Annotated in this window: 13 protein-coding genes and 1 pseudogene; 5 read left to right on the forward strand and 9 right to left on the reverse strand. The window is 48.7% G+C overall.

What is annotated here, in order from left to right:
* Window positions 1–362 precede the first annotated feature (362 nt).
* The 5 genes and pseudogenes from CRG97_RS01255 to CRG97_RS01275 form a co-directional block, all read right to left on the reverse strand.
* Window positions 363–547: pseudogene (locus tag CRG97_RS01255) on the reverse strand (alpha/beta fold hydrolase); the annotation flags it as partial.
* A 66-nt stretch (window positions 548–613) separates the two neighbouring features.
* Window positions 614–1,471 carry an MBL fold metallo-hydrolase gene (locus CRG97_RS01260; protein ID WP_098741391.1) on the reverse strand — a complete coding sequence of 286 codons (858 nt, stop codon included), beginning with the start codon at window positions 1,469–1,471 and terminating at the stop codon, window positions 614–616.
* Window positions 1,472–1,505: 34 nt separating this feature from the next.
* A complete protein-coding gene (locus tag CRG97_RS01265) occupies window positions 1,506–3,146 on the reverse strand; it encodes an extracellular solute-binding protein (protein ID WP_098741392.1) in 1,641 nt (546 codons plus the stop codon).
* A 22-nt stretch (window positions 3,147–3,168) separates the two neighbouring features.
* Window positions 3,169–4,071, reverse strand: a complete 903-nt coding sequence (locus CRG97_RS01270) for a carbohydrate ABC transporter permease (RefSeq protein WP_098741393.1) — start codon at window positions 4,069–4,071, stop codon at window positions 3,169–3,171.
* A 14-nt stretch (window positions 4,072–4,085) separates the two neighbouring features.
* Complete coding sequence (locus tag CRG97_RS01275; protein ID WP_098741394.1) at window positions 4,086–5,027, reverse strand: ABC transporter permease; 942 nt, start codon at window positions 5,025–5,027, stop codon at window positions 4,086–4,088.
* Between the two features lie 266 nt (window positions 5,028–5,293).
* Between CRG97_RS01275 and CRG97_RS01280 the strand changes: the two genes are divergently transcribed.
* Window positions 5,294–7,594: a helix-turn-helix transcriptional regulator gene (locus CRG97_RS01280; protein ID WP_098741395.1), complete on the forward strand. Its 2,301-nt coding sequence runs from the start codon at window positions 5,294–5,296 to the stop codon at window positions 7,592–7,594.
* Between the two features lie 429 nt (window positions 7,595–8,023).
* On the opposite strand, the gene CRG97_RS01285 is transcribed toward CRG97_RS01280, so the two are convergent.
* Both CRG97_RS01285 and CRG97_RS01290 read right to left on the reverse strand, forming a co-directional pair.
* Window positions 8,024–8,878 (reverse strand): alpha/beta fold hydrolase, encoded by an 855-nt coding sequence (locus CRG97_RS01285; RefSeq protein WP_098741396.1) that lies wholly within the window; start codon window positions 8,876–8,878, stop codon window positions 8,024–8,026.
* 246 nt (window positions 8,879–9,124) lie between these two features.
* Window positions 9,125–10,243 (reverse strand): ATP-binding protein, encoded by a 1,119-nt coding sequence (locus CRG97_RS01290; RefSeq protein WP_098741397.1) that lies wholly within the window; start codon window positions 10,241–10,243, stop codon window positions 9,125–9,127.
* Window positions 10,244–10,474: 231 nt separating this feature from the next.
* On the opposite strand from CRG97_RS01290, the gene CRG97_RS01295 reads away from it, so the two are divergent.
* Window positions 10,475–11,347 carry a GNAT family N-acetyltransferase gene (locus CRG97_RS01295; protein WP_098741563.1) on the forward strand — a complete coding sequence of 291 codons (873 nt, stop codon included), beginning with the start codon at window positions 10,475–10,477 and terminating at the stop codon, window positions 11,345–11,347.
* Window positions 11,348–11,421: 74 nt separating this feature from the next.
* On the opposite strand, the gene CRG97_RS01300 is transcribed toward CRG97_RS01295, so the two are convergent.
* Entirely contained in the window at window positions 11,422–12,480 is a 1,059-nt protein-coding gene (locus CRG97_RS01300) for a hypothetical protein (protein ID WP_098741398.1), read from the reverse strand.
* Between the two features lie 303 nt (window positions 12,481–12,783).
* On the reverse strand, window positions 12,784–13,548 hold the full coding sequence (locus CRG97_RS01305; protein ID WP_098741399.1) for a DeoR/GlpR family DNA-binding transcription regulator: 765 nt from the start codon (window positions 13,546–13,548) through the stop codon (window positions 12,784–12,786).
* Window positions 13,549–13,800: 252 nt separating this feature from the next.
* Here CRG97_RS01305 and CRG97_RS01310 point away from each other — a divergent pair, with 252 nt between their 5' ends.
* The 3 genes from CRG97_RS01310 (at window position 13,801) to CRG97_RS01320 (ending at window position 17,453) form a co-directional block, all read left to right on the forward strand.
* Entirely contained in the window at window positions 13,801–14,553 is a 753-nt protein-coding gene (locus CRG97_RS01310) for an ABC transporter ATP-binding protein (protein WP_098741400.1), read from the forward strand.
* Complete coding sequence (locus tag CRG97_RS01315; protein ID WP_098741401.1) at window positions 14,546–16,162, forward strand: ABC transporter permease subunit; 1,617 nt, start codon at window positions 14,546–14,548, stop codon at window positions 16,160–16,162. Before CRG97_RS01310 ends, CRG97_RS01315 begins: the two co-directional genes overlap by 8 nt.
* Before the next feature lie 295 nt (window positions 16,163–16,457).
* Window positions 16,458–17,453, forward strand: a complete 996-nt coding sequence (locus CRG97_RS01320) for an extracellular solute-binding protein (protein WP_098741402.1) — start codon at window positions 16,458–16,460, stop codon at window positions 17,451–17,453.
* Window positions 17,454–17,475: the final 22 nt, after the last annotated feature.

Consider the following 17,475-nt stretch of genomic DNA (forward strand, 5'->3'; position numbering starts at 1 on the left):
TCGTTTGTCTTAGTAGGTTTATTATTACTACAAGTTTAAGAGGTGTCCACTTTTTATTCTAGGTGCATGAGATCCGCTATTCGCAAAATATTCCGGGATTAATCCGTGATTGTGTTACATTAACGGATTCTGTGTCCGCATGGGCTTAAAAAACGATGGAATATCAGCAAATAACGGATCCTGTGTCCGCATGGACTCAAAAAAGGAGCGGTTTTCAGCGAGAAGAGCATCCGGACGATGCCTCTGAAGCCGTATGAAGCGAGAGTTTACCGGTTAAAAAGTAGATGCAAGAGGAGCCCCAGCGGGAAAGCTGCGGGCTCCTCTTTATTAGAATAGTGTTTGCACGTTTCATCTTCAACGGATTAGTTACCCGTTTCATGAATCCAATCCGTTAATATGGCATCAAAAAGCTCAGGCTCTTCGAACATCGGATTATGGCCGCTCTTTTCAAAAATGACTTTCTTCACGTTCTCATACGTGCCTTCTACAGCATCCCAGAGCGATACGGGACTGACCAAATATCGTACCGCCTAAGACCAATGAAGACGACGGCTAATATAAACCAAGCCAACTCTCCTTTAGAAGGGGGGCTTGGTTTATCTTCAGCGATCTGTTATATGCTTAGCCCGTCCCAAGCAACGGTAATCGGACAAGGGAACGATTGGTCTGCAAACCAATCCACGAGCTCAGCATGGTTGGAGGTAAAGTGGTTGATATGAGTCAGGTAGATACGCGAATTGGCATGCAGCGTGCCTTGTTCAAGCAGTGTGTGAAATAATTCCATGCAGCTGAATGCGTCCAGATGCCCATTCGGATGGGGTCCGCGCCCAGGCGTCAGACCAAAGGTGCATTCGCTAATCAGCACGTCCAGCGACGCATTCTCCAGGGCCCGGAACGTCTCCGGCAAATACCAACCGGTGTCTACGCCATAGTAAATTTTCTGCCCGTCCGGCCGTTCAATTAAATAATTCGCGCAGCTCTCACCCATGTTGCCCAAGTGATTGCCGCGGAGCGGCGTCACTTCCATGCCGGAGATTGTAACCTTATCATTAAACTCCAGCTTATGAAAAGCGACAATGTCGCGCGCCTCCAGGTCAGAAGTCATTCCTTTCATAATCGGCCGGCTTTGCCGATAGAAATCAACGATGTCATAGGCTTGATCGGTAAAATAATAGTGCAAGGGCTCCGTCGTGCGTTCGATCGACATATTCCTTACATTCATCATCATGTAATTGAAATGATCCTCGTGCGTATGACTCACCAGCACATGCTGCAGCTTGGTAAAGTCGCCGTATTCGATTGCTTCCTGAAAGGCGTCCGCCCCTAGGTCGATGCAGAGCCGTTCATCAAGCCGAAGCATGGAACGGCGGCGAATTTCACGCCCTCTCTTTGTTCGAGCGTTGCTGCAAACAGAACATGAACAGAACGGGTTCGGAATTCCTTCAGCTGCGCTTGTACCGTAAAAGATCATGGCCTTGGTCCCCTTTCCCTCGGTTTCTCATCTATTATTGCTGATTCCAACGGTCGTAAGCCGCTTGATAGATGGCAAGGTATTTATCCAGCTTCATCTTGTCGAGCGTCTCCACAAATTTTTCCCAGTCATCAATCGGTCTTGCGCCCGTGATAAATTTAACGATTTGTTCATCTGTGAACGCTTCGATATCTGTTGCGTATGTGCTTAACTGAATGTTTTCTTCTTCCGTGAAATTCGGTATCATCAGCTTCTCGTCCGGTACCAGGAATGGACGAATGACATCCTTATTGGCAATCATTTCGGGAAGGACAGCCGCGCTTTGGTCTACATTTTGCGTGACGCGCTGCGGAATATTGCCGCCTTGAAAAATAGTATACTCCGAAAGCGCCTCATCTACAGTAAGCCCGTTAGGATTGTTGGCGAATTCATCCTTCAGCTTATAGAAGCCGTCTCCATCAATCGTGTAAGTAACGTCCTGGATGCCAAGCCGTGCCAGCGCGGTCCCTTCCTCACTAAGGAAATAATCCGCCCAGCGAAGCGTCGCTGCAGGATTCGGATTTTTGCTCGTAATGACAAAGGAGCCGATATCCCGAACCTTCGGGCTGACACCTGTCCAATACACGTCCCCATCAATTGCTTTAAAAACAGGATTTTGCACGTAATGGCCACGATTGTCTCCCATCCAAAGATTGTTGTTGCCTTTCGCTACGTAACCAATCCGTTCTTCATCGACCTTGGAGACCACCTGGTTCATATCCTGCGAGAAAATTTCTTTATCGATCAGCCCTTCCGCCCACAACTTGCTGAAGAAGGTCAGCATATCCTTAAACGTATCGTCTGTTGCGATATAACGAATCTTGCCCGCATCATCAACATCCATATAAGGCGCGATAATGCCTGAATTGCTGCCGAAACCCCAGCTGCCGTAAAACGATCTGAAAAACTCATTGCCGCTGCTATTGTTTTCCTTGTAACCGGAAATCGGCAGTTCATCCGCTTTGCCGTTTCCGTTCGGGTCTTGCTCTTTGAACGCTTTCAATACTTCATAGAACTCGTCCATCGTTGTTGGCATCGCAAGCCCCAGCTTGTCCAGCCATTGCTTATTGATCCACGAGGATGCAATCCGGCCGTCTGCTTCGCTAATATTCGGAAGCGAGTAAATATGACCGTCGGCTGACGTAATGGATTTGCGAATCCCGTCATTGGCTTCCATCAACGCCGAGAGGTTCGGCGCATAACCGGCTTCGATGTAATCGTCGAGCGGGATGATTTGACCGGAAGCCGCGTAAGAAGTTATTAATTGCGGCGACAGCATCGCCCGCATGACAAAATCCGGCAGGTCATTGGAAGCAAACAGCAAATTTCTCCGCTCTTCGAAGGTGTTTTGCGGGACGGAATCCCAATCAATGATGACATTGGACTTCGCCTCGTAGTCCTTCAGCCCCTTATGCTCGTTCCAATCCCTGACCAGCTCGTACTTTGCAACCAGCCCTTTCAGATGGACGGGCTCATTGGCAATCGGCATTCCCGTTTTATTAATAGTGGCTGTGCCTTCATTTGCGCCAGGCGCCGGATTCGCTGTATTATTCCCGCCATTACTGCAGGCGCTCATCATGAGCAGCGATACGCTCAGCAAGGCAGACAAGAGCAAAACATATTTTTTCTGGGTCATTCGTAGTCATCTCCTTTATTATTCAGCCTTTAAGAGCGCCGATCATCATGCCTTTGACAAAAAATTTCTGAAGAAACGGATACAGCATTAAAATGGGCACGCTTGACACGATAATAACGGCGTATTTGACCCCTTCAGCGACAAGAAACTTGCTTGAATCGGTCTCAATGGAATCCATCATCACGTTATCCGACTGATTCATAACCAGAATTTCCCGGAGGAACAGCTGCAAGGGATATAATGATCGGTCTTTCAAATAAATCATCGCCTCAAAATAGGAGTTCCAATGATAGACGGCATAGAACAGGACAAGGACGGCTATGATCGGTGCGCATAAAGGCAGTACGATGGAGAAAAATGCCCGTATATTGCTGCAGCCGTCCATATAGGCCGATTCATAGATCTGCTCGTCGATGGTCGATTCGATGAACGTCCGGGCGACGATCATATTGTACACGTTAATGGCGGTTGGTAAAATCAACGCCCACATCGAATTGTACAGGCCCAAATTTTTAACGAGCAAATACATCGGAATGATACCGCCGCTGAAAAACATCGTTATCGTGAAAAAGACCATGAACCCTCTGCGCCAAGGGAAGTTTTTGCGGGCCAACGGGTAAGCTCCCATCATCGTCAGCGCAATGTTCACTATCGTTCCGATAACCGTGTAAAGGATTGTATTACGATAGCCGATCCATATTTCTTCGTTCATAAATACCCGCCGGTAAGCCTCTAAATTAAACCCTTGCGGAAACAAGCCGATTTTGCCGGTTACGACCAGCTTGGGATCGCTAAAAGAGGCACTGACGACGTGAATAAGCGGATAAAGAATGATTAATACCAAAATACCGATTAATGAATACGTAACCGTCAGAAATAAACGGTCTCCATAAGCCTCTTTAATTTTGTTGGAACCAGCCTGCATGGTCATTCCTCCCTTTAGAACAAGCTGCCGCTGCTGTATTTTTTGGCGAGTTTGTTGGCCGCAAGCAGCAGGATGATGTTGATGACATTGTTAAAGAGCCCCACGGCAGTGGAAAATCCGTAATCCATGTTGATCAGACCCATTTTATAAGCGTACGTGGATATAACCTCGGACGACTCGATATTCAAGCTGTTTTGCATGAGCAGGATGCGCTCATAGCTGAGTGTCATCATTTTTCCCATCTGCAAAATAAATTGAATGACGATGGTTGGCAAAAGGCATGGCAAGTTTACATGAAGGATCCGTTTCCAACGGCTGGCCCCGTCGATTTGCGTAGATCCATGCAGCTGCGGATCTACACTGGACAATGCAGCGATGAAAATAATGGAATTCCAGCCCGCGTTCCGCCACACGTCGGTCCCGATGTAAACGCCGGGAAAATATTGCGGATCGGTCAGAAACGGAATCGAACCGAAACCGAACATGTTCAGAAGATGGTTGATATATCCGTTCTCTCCGGCAAGAAATAAATTAATGATGCCGACAAATACAACCGTTGATATAAAATACGGCGCATAGGTGATCGTCTGAAACGTTCGTTTCAACCGTTCGCGTTTAATCTCATTAAACATGAGTGCCAGAATGATTGGAATCGGAAAGCTGATCAGCGTCTTAAACAAATTAATGACCAGCGTATTGGTGAGAATTCGGGAAAACTGGTACGAATCAAATAGCCTCGTAAAGTTATCCATGCCGATCCAAGGGCTGCCGGTAATCCCCGTGGCCGGATTAAACCGTTTAAAGGATAGCTGAACCCCGTACATAGGGCCGTAGCAAAAAATAAGGAAATAAAGGACAACCGGGATAACGAAGATCAGATAGTCCCAATTTTTCCCCAGTGCAAACCTTTTTCTCCGTGATTCGGAAAAGGTGGCAGTCTTATCTGTAGCAGCCATTTTACGGGCCTCCTTCTTCGTGACCGAAAGCGGTTCGGCGCCTGAAACACTTTCGTATGGCTCGATGATAAGTGAATATGCGGCTCGCAACAACAAGCGGATATCGGCTTTTGCACGCTAAAATTGCGATTTGAGCGATAAAAACACCCTGCAAATCTTTCAGCACCCAGTCAATTTTTGCTTTTTGGCGAAGAAGAATTGATAAGCTTATATGAAATCCGTATACTCGAAATACGCTATAGACCTAAATCATCAAGGATGTGACGATGGTGCGCAAAGCAATCCAGTCCAAGCTGTATCGTAAATTTTTGTTCCGGTACCTTCTCATATTGGCCGTATCTGGTCTTCTATTCTTATTGACCAATATCATTTCTTTATCGAACACCTATAATCGGCTTATGGACAATACGCAGAAATCGATGGCGCACATGACCGAACTGCTCGATGCCCGTATATTCGATTTGCAGATGCTTACCTTGTCCGTATCGCGAAATACAAGGCTGCTCCCTTATCAATTACAAGAGCAGGTGGCTTATCCGTATTCTATTGCGAATGAGCTCGCAAATTTGAAAGCGCCTTCAGCAAATCTCGATTCGATAGGCTTGTACTATCGTCAATCCTCCTATCCATCGCTGGAGAACACAATTTTTACGGATACGGGGATGTATACCCCAGAAAGCTATGTTCGCTTAATCGGCCATAACCGAATAGCGTCAGAGCAATTATACGAAGTACTGGATAAGCTGAAGGAGCCCGTGTTTATTTCCTCACTGACCCAAACGAGTGAAGAACCGGGCAAGGAAGAGGTTCTTCTATTGTTGATTCCGCTCAATGGTACGTCTTATTCCAGCGGGGTGATGATTTATAAATTGGACTATTCCGCTTTATTGAATAATTTCGGGCAAATAACCGATAACGAAAGCAGTTTGATCGCTTTTGACCGTAAAGGGACACCGATTTTCTATTTAAAAGGTCATAGCGACATGGATTGGAGGAAGCTTGCCCTTGCCATCAATGACGCCAAGATGCGCATTCCAGGTTATCTACTCCTGCAGGAAACGTCCGAAAAACAACAGTTCCATGTCATTAACGCGATTCAGCGCAGTACCTACAACCAAGAGTATTATGCCGCCCTCACGATTTCCTTGGGCATATTCCTGTTCTCGCTTGTTCTTGGCGTGGTGCTTTGCTTCCGTTCGGCTTTTAAAAGCTATCAGCCGATCCAGGAGTTATCGAACCGTATTTCCGGGTTTACGGATAAAGCCGAGGTTACCGAGCAGGATGAGCTGATCCGGTTAACGCAATATATCGAGCAGATGAGAGATGAAAGCCTGCATTTGTCCCACATGATGCAAAATCAGGAAATTTTGACAAGAAACCAGCTGCTGCTAGCTGTACTGATGGGGAAGTTGAATGTGGATAATACGTCCGAGACCAATCGGAATGCGTTGGATAAGCTGCTTGGCAAACAAAATACAAGCAATGTCCTGATGTTTATGTTTGACGATTACAATGTAAAAGTAAGCAAAGATCCGCTAAGCGAGCAATGGTTGATGAAGTATGCCATCTGCAACGTTTTTGAGAACTTATCGGGCGATCATGGTGCCAATTATGCGCTTGATTTGGCTATCGACAACGGTATTGTTGGTATCGTCTCGTGGAATACCGGCGAAACAGACCGCTGGGAGGAGCATAGCCGAGCGTTTGCCGAGCAGATTTTGGCGTTCATGGAAAGGCATTTCGCGCTTTCCTTGTCCTGTGCCGTTGGCGAGCCGCAGCCAACCAATGAACTGCATCAATCGTTTAATTCGGCTACTTTACTTTCGGAATATCGGATTTTTGCCGGCAAAAAATCGATTATTACGCCTTCGGCAGCCGCTCCGAAAATCGCGAGTGAGGCTGCTGCAGGCTCGGGCGACGTGCGGCAAATTTCGCTGCTGGCGGATGCGCTTCATGCTGCAGTCTGCTCCAAAGATCCTGAGAACCTGGAGCGGCAAATCGTCGAGCTTAAAGCACGGTTCACGTTTCTGGAAGATGCATCAGCCTTCCGCTTGACGTACCAGCAAATGATCTTCACCTTGAACCAGCTTGTCAATAACATCCCGCTTTCGCATCGTGAAGCCATTAAATACAAGCTGGATGCTCTTACCGAATACCAGTCGAAGACGATCGACGAGGCTTGCGGCAATATGTTTGAAGCCGCCCGCAGCATTCAAGACAGCTTAGGGGAGGATTCCAGTCATGATCGATTGTATACGTCCATGCTGGAGTACGTGGCCCGTTTGTATATGGACTGCAATCTCAGTCTTTCGACCATTGCCGAAGAGCTCTCGCTGACTCCGTCTTACGTAACGCGCTACTTCAAGAACAAGAACGGATTGCCTTTAATGCAATATGTCTCGAAAATCCGGATTGAAAAAGCAAAGGAGCTGCTCGAAACAACGCCGCTATCCATTAAAGAAATCGTCGAGCAGGTTGGATTTGTTGACGAGAATAATTTCTCGCGCGCTTTCCGTAAACGGGAAGGCATCTCTCCATCCCAATACCGCTCCGTTCGGCTTGGTTAAAGTCGTTATTGCCGACGCTTGGATGCCCATACGCAACGGAAGTAACGTTGCCTCTTGCCGGAATCGTTATATAATAAGAAGCCTTCTTTATCTTCACGAAATGGAATCATTCCAATGAATCAAGACGCTTGTATCGTCGTCATTTGGGAATTAATCCGTGATGATGTTACATTAAGGCAGCATGTATCTGCATGATCTCAAAAATAGCTCGATATCAGCAAAGAACGGATCCTTTGTCCGGTTGTTCGGCAAATGCACTCGAAGGCGTGTGCATTGATATTCAGGTATTTTGTCAAGCTCAGTGAAACTGAAGCCGTATGAAGCGAGAGTTTACCGGTTAATACGCAAGTAGACGTAAAAGGAGCCCCCAGCGGAATGCTGAGGGCTCCTCTTCATTACAGTAAAGGCATACGTTGTATCTTCACCGGATTAGTTATCCGTTTCATGAATCCAATCCGTTAATATGGCATCAAAAAGCTCAGGCTCTTCGAACATCGGATTATGGCCGCTTTTTTCAAAAATGACCTTCTTCACGTGTTCCTGCGAGTCGTCTACAGCATCCCAGAGTGATACGGGACTGACCAAATAGTCGTACTGTCCAAGACCGATGAGGACGGGCTTGGCAACCTCTTTCAACGAATCGATCAGATTGAGCCGCGCGAAGGCTTCTCCCCATAAATGATCCATGACGGGCATGCTGGTGAAGACCCCTTCCCACATCCAAGCCGCATCATAAGCATAGTCATAGAAGCTGTGCGCTCCCATTCGGATGCACATATGAGCAAAACGACGTTCCGGCTCTCTCTGGATGTCCCCCGCCAGCAGGGCGATATCCGCTTCAAACTGCCGTTTCCGTTCTGCGCTTGCCGTTTCATTGAAAAAAGCGATGCTCTGCTGCTGTCGCTCTGGGCTGTTGGTCGGGGCCGTGTTCAGCAGGACCACCTTCCGGACATGTTCCGGGTATTTCTTGGCATACTCTAGCGCCATAAAGGCGTGGCCCGAATGCCCCAATATAATAAAATCCTCCAGTTCCAGCGTTTGCCTTGCCGCTTCGATATCATCCAGAACCTTATCCAGCGCATAGTCTTCCGGCTCCAGTGGCCGAGGGGGCTTCACAAAGCCTCGATGGTCCAGGAAAATCAGTTGAAATGAAGTGTAGAGTTGTTCCGAAAACAAGCGGGGGTAGTACATACTGCTTCCCACCACCAAAATAGGCCTGCCGTTTCCACGAATGGAAACATTTAATGCAAATCCTTCGCTCATTACCGTATTCTGTATGCTCATGTGTATCGTCCTCGTTTCATTTTTTATTTAATCGCACCATCCCCTTTCTTGTTCTGATTCCATTACATTCTCCATAGAACGTTCCAGCATTCTATATCACCTCGATTAGCGTTCGTTCAAGCTCAGTATAGCACCAGACATGTGTTCGGTCGACAGCCATCCAAGCATATGCCCGGACCCCACACCGTGCGTCTCTACCACCCGGACCGGGATCGTTCTAAGACCGTTGCTTCAGCCACGGTTCATTTATTCAGCGGTACAGCGGATCGTTAGGGTGAGATCCGGATAGTCCGCGGCAATGGAGCTCTTGCGCTCCATGATGCGGTCAAATTCAAAGGCAGAGCTGAATAATTCCGGCTCAGGCTTGAATGTCACGCTGGTACCTGTATCCTGAGTCATGCCGACAATCAGAAGCCCGGTCTGCGGAATGCCGTGCCTGTACTCCTGCCGGTATATGTTCCCGTCACGGCGAATTTCCACGGTCAGCTGCTTGGAGAGGGCATTGACTACGGCGATGCTGATGCCTTTTTCTGCGCCGGGGACCAGAAAGTGTGCGCTGGCATTCAACCGGTGGACATCGGTTAGTACCGATTGTACGACTGGGATGTTGGAATTCGGAAGGGCCTGCACGGGAATGCCTCTCCCGTTATCGGTAACCGTCACGCTGCCATCTTCATGCAGGAATATGCCAATCTGATCGCCATACCCGCTCGTGTGCTCCAATATTGAATTTTCTACTACGGCCCAAAGCAGTTGATGAATATCGAAGCCGTGCGAGGTCCCAAAATACATCCCCGGATTGTTGCGGGTTTCGGTCATCTCCAGGTAATCGCTTGTATCGAGCAAATCGCCTGCGGCAGAGAGCAGCAACAGGAACGGCAGGCTCCGATGCTTAGGAAGAGCGTATCGGCCGCCCTGCTCCTGCACAAGGAGATCCGCTCCGAGCAGCGCCTTGAGATGGTGATACAGCTGACCCGTCGTTCCCATATTCAACCGTTCTACCAGCTCGGAACCGGATAGGGGCTCTGCCATGACGGCCTTTAAAATATCCAGGCGCTGCTTGTTGCCCAGTGCTGCGAGGATTTTGGCAGCCTTCTCGGTATTCATGTCCAACAATTGATCCATTCGCCGTTCCTGCGGCTCCCAGCGGATGTTTTGTCCGTTCAGCTGCACTTGCCCGGAGTAGAAGACGGAGCCGTCTTCAGGGGCTGCTTCATGTATCGTAGGTGCTGTTGCGATTTCTTGGCGATGTTGATTTGATGTGGAACCAGGTTTGCGTTCCATAAGGGCTTGATAGACAAGCTGCTGCAGCTCCGACATTTGATTCTTTAAGACATCCATCTCATAAACCAGATCACGTGTCATGGGGAATCATCAACCTCACTTTATCGATATTATGTCATTACGTAATTATTATATTGCGTAATACAAACACTGTAAACCCATATTAAGGGAATCAATACATGAATAAGCGATTTGTTTGTCTATAGTTGTTTTTTATCTATGTTTATCATCCCGGGTCGTCTTACAATGAACGCAAAGGTTGGTGACATTCATTTGGGTGAAAGAATCATACGGAATTTTAAGCAGGGCGATATGCCTCTGATAGGGGAGCTGTATCAGGCGGTATCCGCAGCAGATGCACTGTTTTGGTGGGTAGGTGACCAGGACAATTGGGGCAACGTGTTCTGTGCTATTGAAGATGGGAAGATGGTGGCCAAGGGACAAGTGGGCATTATTAACGTGATCCCGCCGGGATGTGCGCCTAACTGCAAGCATCACATTTATGTGAACCTCAAGGCTGTACCGCAGCGGGAGCGGGATTATGATCTGTTAGGTGAAATGTATAAGGTGCTCTATGAACGTGCCCTTGTGTTAAAGAGGACGCTGCCAGAGACATACGGGACGTATTTGTGCGTGGGCAACTATGCCCATGAGATCGGCAACAACACTTTCTTTACAGAGGAAATCGGATTTCAGCCGCTGGAGAAGCTGTATTCCATGAAGCGGTCACTTGAGGAGCCTTTACATGCCTTGCCGTTAGATGATCGCTATGGCTATCGATTGTGGAAGATGGAATCTGCGGAAGAGGAAGAGATGTATCTAAAGCTCGAGGCTGAGGTTTGGCCGGAAGCGCCGCTGGGGCTTGGACGATTACGGGAATACAAAGGGCATCTAAGCTGGACTGCGACGAATGTCCTGGAAGGGGACACGATAATCGGCAGTACTATGGTATGGCTGGAAGAGGGGAACGTCGGCGTGATTGAAGATGTGTTTGTGAGAGAACCGTGGAGACAACGGGGAATCGCCAAATATCTGCTCTACCGTGCCATGTCCTATCTTCAGGCTCATGGATCCGCCTCGGTAAAGCTTCATGTGAAGGCAGCCAATGAAACGGCGTTGTCACTCTATCACTCGGTTGGCTTTGCCAAAGACCAAGAGGAGCACCGATTTTATCTGCCTCTATAACCGAAAGGCCGCTAATACAAAGACCACGCCAAGGAATAATCCTGACGTGGTCTTTTTCTATATAAAATGAGGAGTTATGAGGTCGATTCTTGCCCGCCTGTTACATTCGGATTGGCATCCAGAATACCTTCCGTGACGCTCCACAGTTTTGGCAGGAACCGAAGAACCTCGTCGGCCCGCTGCAGTAGGTCATCGGTGGACGTTATGCCGAGATCCGCAAGGATGGCATCAAAAGCAGGGGCATACTGCTCTTGAAACTCAGGAGTCCCGTCGACTTCCAGTATGTTGTGGCAGCGAGCGAAGGTGGCCACCATCCAGAAGACGGCCTCTCTATGGCTTCCGTTTAGGATCAGCTCGCGGCTGCCGTCAATGGCAATCGGTCTGGCATCGGGCGTAATGTCACTGCTGAAGAAGAAGGGGGTCTTCGCAATCGCAGCAGCGGCATCGAAGGTGCGGGCCAGTCCATTAAGATGATGGAGCGCTTGTTCGGCACTCATGTCTTTACAGCCCAGCAGTCGTAACAGTTCCTCATAGATTTCCTCTTGGTCATACTCCTTGAGCACATCGAGAACCGCCGCATAACGGAGCCTGACCGTGGGGTTGCGAAGAGCGGCGACCAGGAGCATATGGGTGGTTACGCCGGTAGGGAACAGCCATGAGGTAACCTGGCGATGCCAAGGGGCAGAAGGATCTATGGAGCGAAGTCCGGTTATGATACGTTCGCGTACGTTCTCACAGCGGCGGGCAACCCATATCCGGTCGGCAAAATGACGCGAAACCTCCGTCTGCAGCTTGCGCAGCTGCCCGGTCGGATCGGACATCAGGGTATCCACACGGAAGCTGCCCGCAAGATGATAGGATGTTAATACCTGCTCGGGCGAGGCGAGGTCCCGCCAGGACAGGTAGGTGGCTTCGATCAAAGCATCCTGGTAGATAAATTTCCCCAGCTTAAGAGGGGGCTCCGCATCCTGGGTAACAACAACGATGTCAATGTCCGAGGACGGAGCCATCTCTGCTTCATCCGGCTTTCCAACCGTGGAGCCACTAAAATAGGCACCCATAAATCCAGGCTCCCTGCTGGCATGCTGCAATACCCAATCCGTCGCCGCTGCGCGTGCTGATCCAACGTTCATAACCTTTATTCCTCCTCTACTTGCATGGTGTCTAACATAATTAGAAAAAATATCCTGATTTTCATTTCACCATTCATTATATGGGCTTCCATTCTAATGTACAACCGCTTACACGATGGGCCGATCCGCGGTGCTGAGCGTCGATGTGATTACTGAAGAAGAGAAAATGATACTGGTGCAAGAGATCCGTAAGGGCTTGGCAAATATAAGCTAAAACTTCTGTATAGCTGTGTGAAATTAAAAACGGACATTCCCCTAATCGCTGAAGTTCCGGCGATGGGGAATGCCCGTTTTTTCTGTGTTCTATTCATCCGCAATCACTAGCGTGGTATTGGTTTTTTTGAATTTTGGAATGAAGCTTGCATGGACATTCGCATCGGTCACGATCATATCAATTTTGTCGAGCGATGCGATGGAAATGGTGACGTCTTTGTCGAACTTGGTGCTGTCCGCCATGACAACCACCTCTTTGGACAGCTCGATCATTTTTTTGCGCGTAATGGCTTCTTCCAGGTTGTAGTCGGAGATGCCTTTTTCAATCGTAATGCCGCTGCAGCAGATGAAGGCTTTCAGCACATTCAGCTCGTGAAAGTTGAAGATGTATTCATACGCTACGACGGATTGTTCTTCCCTACGGATTTTGCCGCCGATCATAATCAGTTCCACGTCGCTGTCCATCAGTTCGATCGCAACCGGCAGCGAGTTGGTAACGACCGTCAACTTCTTCTTATGCTTCACGTATTTGGCCATCTGATATGTGGTCGAGCCGCTGTCGATATAGATGCAATCGCCGTCATGAATGAATTCGCTGCATTTGCGGGCGATCCGATCCTTCTCTTCCAACTGGCTGACCATGCGCTCGTCCATGGAGGATTCGCCGAACCGGGACTCCACGAGCTTAACCCCGCCATATATCTTCTCGATCCGCCCCTGCTTGGTCAGGGTGTTCAAATCCCGGCGCAGCGTATCTACAGAGACGTTCAGCTCTTCCGTTAGCTCCGTGATCTTCAATACTTTTCGAATCGTTAGCAGCTCAAGTATTTTCTTCTGCCTCTCCAGTGGAAACATTCGCTCACCCATTCAATCTGCATTAGTAGTTGATGCCTGTATTCATGTCTAGTTTACCGATTCGCCCGGCCATGTTCAATAGATTCACCTATATTATTCCTAAGTTAGGCATCAATTATGGATCAATATGGTCAATAGTTGGTATTGATATATGAATGATATATGCATAATTTACTTACATTTAACAGTTTCCATGATTCTTGTTTACATATGGTTTCTATACTGAGGATGTGTTTAAAGGAGGTGAGCCGTTTGCTGAAGCTAGAGCATATTAGCAAACAATTCGACGATAAAGTGGTTTTGGATGACATCAACGTAGAAATCGGTTCGGGCGAAATCGTGTCACTGCTCGGTCCGAGCGGCAGCGGGAAGACCACATTACTGAATATTATTTTGGGACTCACCCGGATGGATCAGGGGAAAATCGTGTTCCATGACCAAGATCTGAGCAACGTACCGATGAAGAAGCGCGGGTTTAATATCGTTTTTCAGGACTATGCCTTATTTCCCAATCTGAATGCCTACGACAATATCGTATACGGCCTGCGCAACAAGAAGGGGAGCGTGAGTCAGCAGGAGGTACAGGAATATATCGACTTTCTGGAGCTTCAGCCTCATGTGAACAAGCGGATCGGGGAACTGTCAGGAGGGCAGAAGCAGAGAGTGGCCCTGGCCAGAACGCTGGTCACGAAACCGAAAATCCTGCTGCTCGATGAGCCGCTCAGCGCGCTGGACGGCGTGATCAAGGAGTCGATCAAGCAGCGGATTCAATCGATTGCCAGAGAATTCAAACTGACCACGATTATTGTGACGCATGACCCGGAGGAGGCGCTGACGCTCTCGGACAAAATCCTGATTATCCATCAGGGGCAGATCGCCCAATTCGGCACACCCCAGGAGATTGTTCATCATCCGAGCAATGATTTTGTGAAGCAGTTTATTATCAAGCAGCTGCACATCAAAAGGCAGAACATCTACAATCTGTTCGGTGAGCAGTATGCATAACGTGAAACCGGAAATGCGGATCATCTTTACCGTCATCCTGTTATTGTTCGCCGTGTTTCTGTTCTTGCCGCTGCTCATCTTACTGGTCCGTTCCTTCGAATCCGATCAAGGGTTTACCCTCGGGCATTATGTATCCATAGGGTCGAATCGAGAATTCATCGCAGCGATTGGCAACAGTGTGAAGATATCGGGCATCACGGCGGTAATCACAACCGTCCTGGGGTTTATACTCGCGTATTCCATTCATTGCACCAAAATATATCGGCCCGTCAAAGGCCTGCTGAAAACCGTCATCATCATCCCCATGCTGCTCCCGACCATTACATATGGGTTCGCCATTATGTATTCGTTCGGTAATCAGGGATTGATCACCCGGCTTGCCGGGCGCAACTTGTTTGAAATCTACGGATGGAACGGTCTGCTCATAGGCTACGTCATTTACACGCTGCCTCCAGTATTCCTGTTGATCCATAACGCGTTTAAATATATTGATAAAAAATTCATCATCGTCTCCAAGTTAATGGGTGACGGAACGATGAGAAGTTTCCTGAATACGATTTTGCGTCCCTTGGCCGGAGCGCTTGGCGGAGCCTTTGTGCTTTCCTTTATCTTAAGCTTTACGGATTTTGGGATTCCGGCTTCGGTTGGCGGTACCTATCCGGTCGTGGCAACGCAGCTGTATCAGGTAATGCTGGGCTCCATTCCGGACTTCAACCAAGGCGCCGTCATTGCGGTGATGATGCTGATCCCTGCCGTGTTCGGCATCTGGCTGCTGAATTACTTGGAAAAATGGAATTTCCACTATGACAAGCTGTCGGATATCGAGCTGCCACGGCAGCGCGTTCGCGATATCGCCTTCGGTGTGATGTCATCGATCATCGTGCTTGGCATGCTTTCCGTTTTTGCCGTGATGTTCATTGCGCCATGGCTGAGCAGTTACCCTTATGACCTGACGTTTACGCTTAAGCATGTACGGGACGTCTTTCAATCGAGTGATTTAACGGGGGTATACCGAAACTCTCTCTGGGTCGCCTTCTTGACGGCGCTGTTCGGTACCTTGATGGCGTACGGATCGGCATTGCTCAATGTGCGTACGTCGTTAAAAGCCCGATCCACGGTGGATATGGTATCGATGATCACGAATACGGTGCCTGGCATGGTGCTGGGGATATCCTACCTGCTCTTCTTTAATGGAAGCAGTCTGAAAGGAACCTTCATTATTATCGTTCTGTGCAATATTGTTCATTTCTTTACGACACCGTATCTGATGGCCAAGAACTCCCTGTCCAAGATGAATCCTTCTTGGGAAACCACGGGGGAACTGCTCGGTGACAGCTGGTTCAAGACCGTTTATCGGGTGATCCTGCCAAACTCGGCTTCAACCGTCATTGAGATGTTCAGCTACTATTTCATCAACGCCATGGTGACGATCAGCGGTATTATCTTTCTCGTATCCGCCCAGACGTCCCTTGTAGCCAGCAAGATCAAAGAGCTGCAGCATTTCGCCAAGTTTAACGAGATCTTCGTGCTGTCGATGCTGATCTTCTTCACGAATCTGATCATCAAGCTGGTGTGCGACGCATTACAGAGGAGAACGGCGCAGAGGTGAGCTGCTATTTACGCCTAAGTCCGCTGCGATGCCGGATCGTATTTCCGATCGCTGTTGTCCTCGAATGAATAGAGTGGCTGCCAACATCTTACGATGACACCCAGCGGAGAGGACGTATTGTACTGGGGAAGCGAATGCGTTCGCCTTTGTCTGCGGATTTCTACAACTGATTCATACCAATCAGAAGAAATCTGAAGACAACAGCGATCGGAGGTACAATACAGTATTGCAGCGGGCATCAAGCACAGTAACTTATTTATTAATACAAATAAAAATACAAGGAGTGGAGTTAATCATGATGAAGACGCTTAAGGGAATGCTGCTGTCATTGATCGCAATCAGTATGGTGTTGGCTCTGGCCGCTTGCGGCAGCGGAAGCGCGGGGGAAGCGAAGAAGGTGGTCATCTACACCAATGGGGATGAAGAGGCCGTCGCCGCAATGGAAACTTCATTGAAGAATGCCGGATACGAAGGACAGTATCTCGTGCAATCCCTGGGTACATCCGAACTTGGCGGCAAACTGATGGCTGAGGGGAACAAAATCGAGGCTGATCTCATCACGATGAGCTCGTACTTTATCGAAAGCTCGCAGACCAAGCACTCCATGTTTAAGGATTTGGCTTTTGACGCAGGCGCTGTCGGAACTTATCCGAAATACTACACGCCGATTCTGGCGAATACCGGCTCTATCTTCGTGAATACACAAGTGCTGAAAGACAAAGGCTTGCCAATGCCAACCTCCATCACGGACCTGACCAAACCGGAATTCAGCGGACTCGTATCGATTCCGAACATTATGGATTCCTCCACCGGTTGGCTGCTGGTTCAGGCGATTATCAACCAATACGGCGAAGATGCGGGACGTAAGGTGCTCCATGACCTGATCGCTAATGTGGGGCCGCATCTGGAGAGCTCGGGCTCCGGTCCGATCAAGAAAGTGCAGGCTGGAGAAGTGGCTGCGGGCTTCGGACTCCGCCATCAGGCGGTAGCGGCCAAAGCTGACGGTGCACCGATAGATTACGTGGATCCGGTCGAAGGAAACTTCTCGCTGACCGAGTCGGTTGCGGTGGTGGACAAGAAGAATGCCACAACGGATTTAGCGATGAAAATGGCCGAGACCATCGTGAAGGATGCCAGAAAAGACCTGATCGTGAACTATCCGGTGGCCCTATACGAGGGGGAGACCGTGGATGAAGTCAACAAACCTGCGTACTCGATGACCTTCGAGAAGCCGCTGACCGTGGAGCTGCTGGAAAAGCACCAGAAATTCTTCAACGGATCTAAAGAATAAGCCAGCATAGGAGCGATGCGAA

The organism is Paenibacillus sp. EZ-K15, from assembly GCF_002573715.1.
In the GTDB taxonomy this organism is placed as follows: domain Bacteria; phylum Bacillota; class Bacilli; order Paenibacillales; family Paenibacillaceae; genus Paenibacillus_AQ.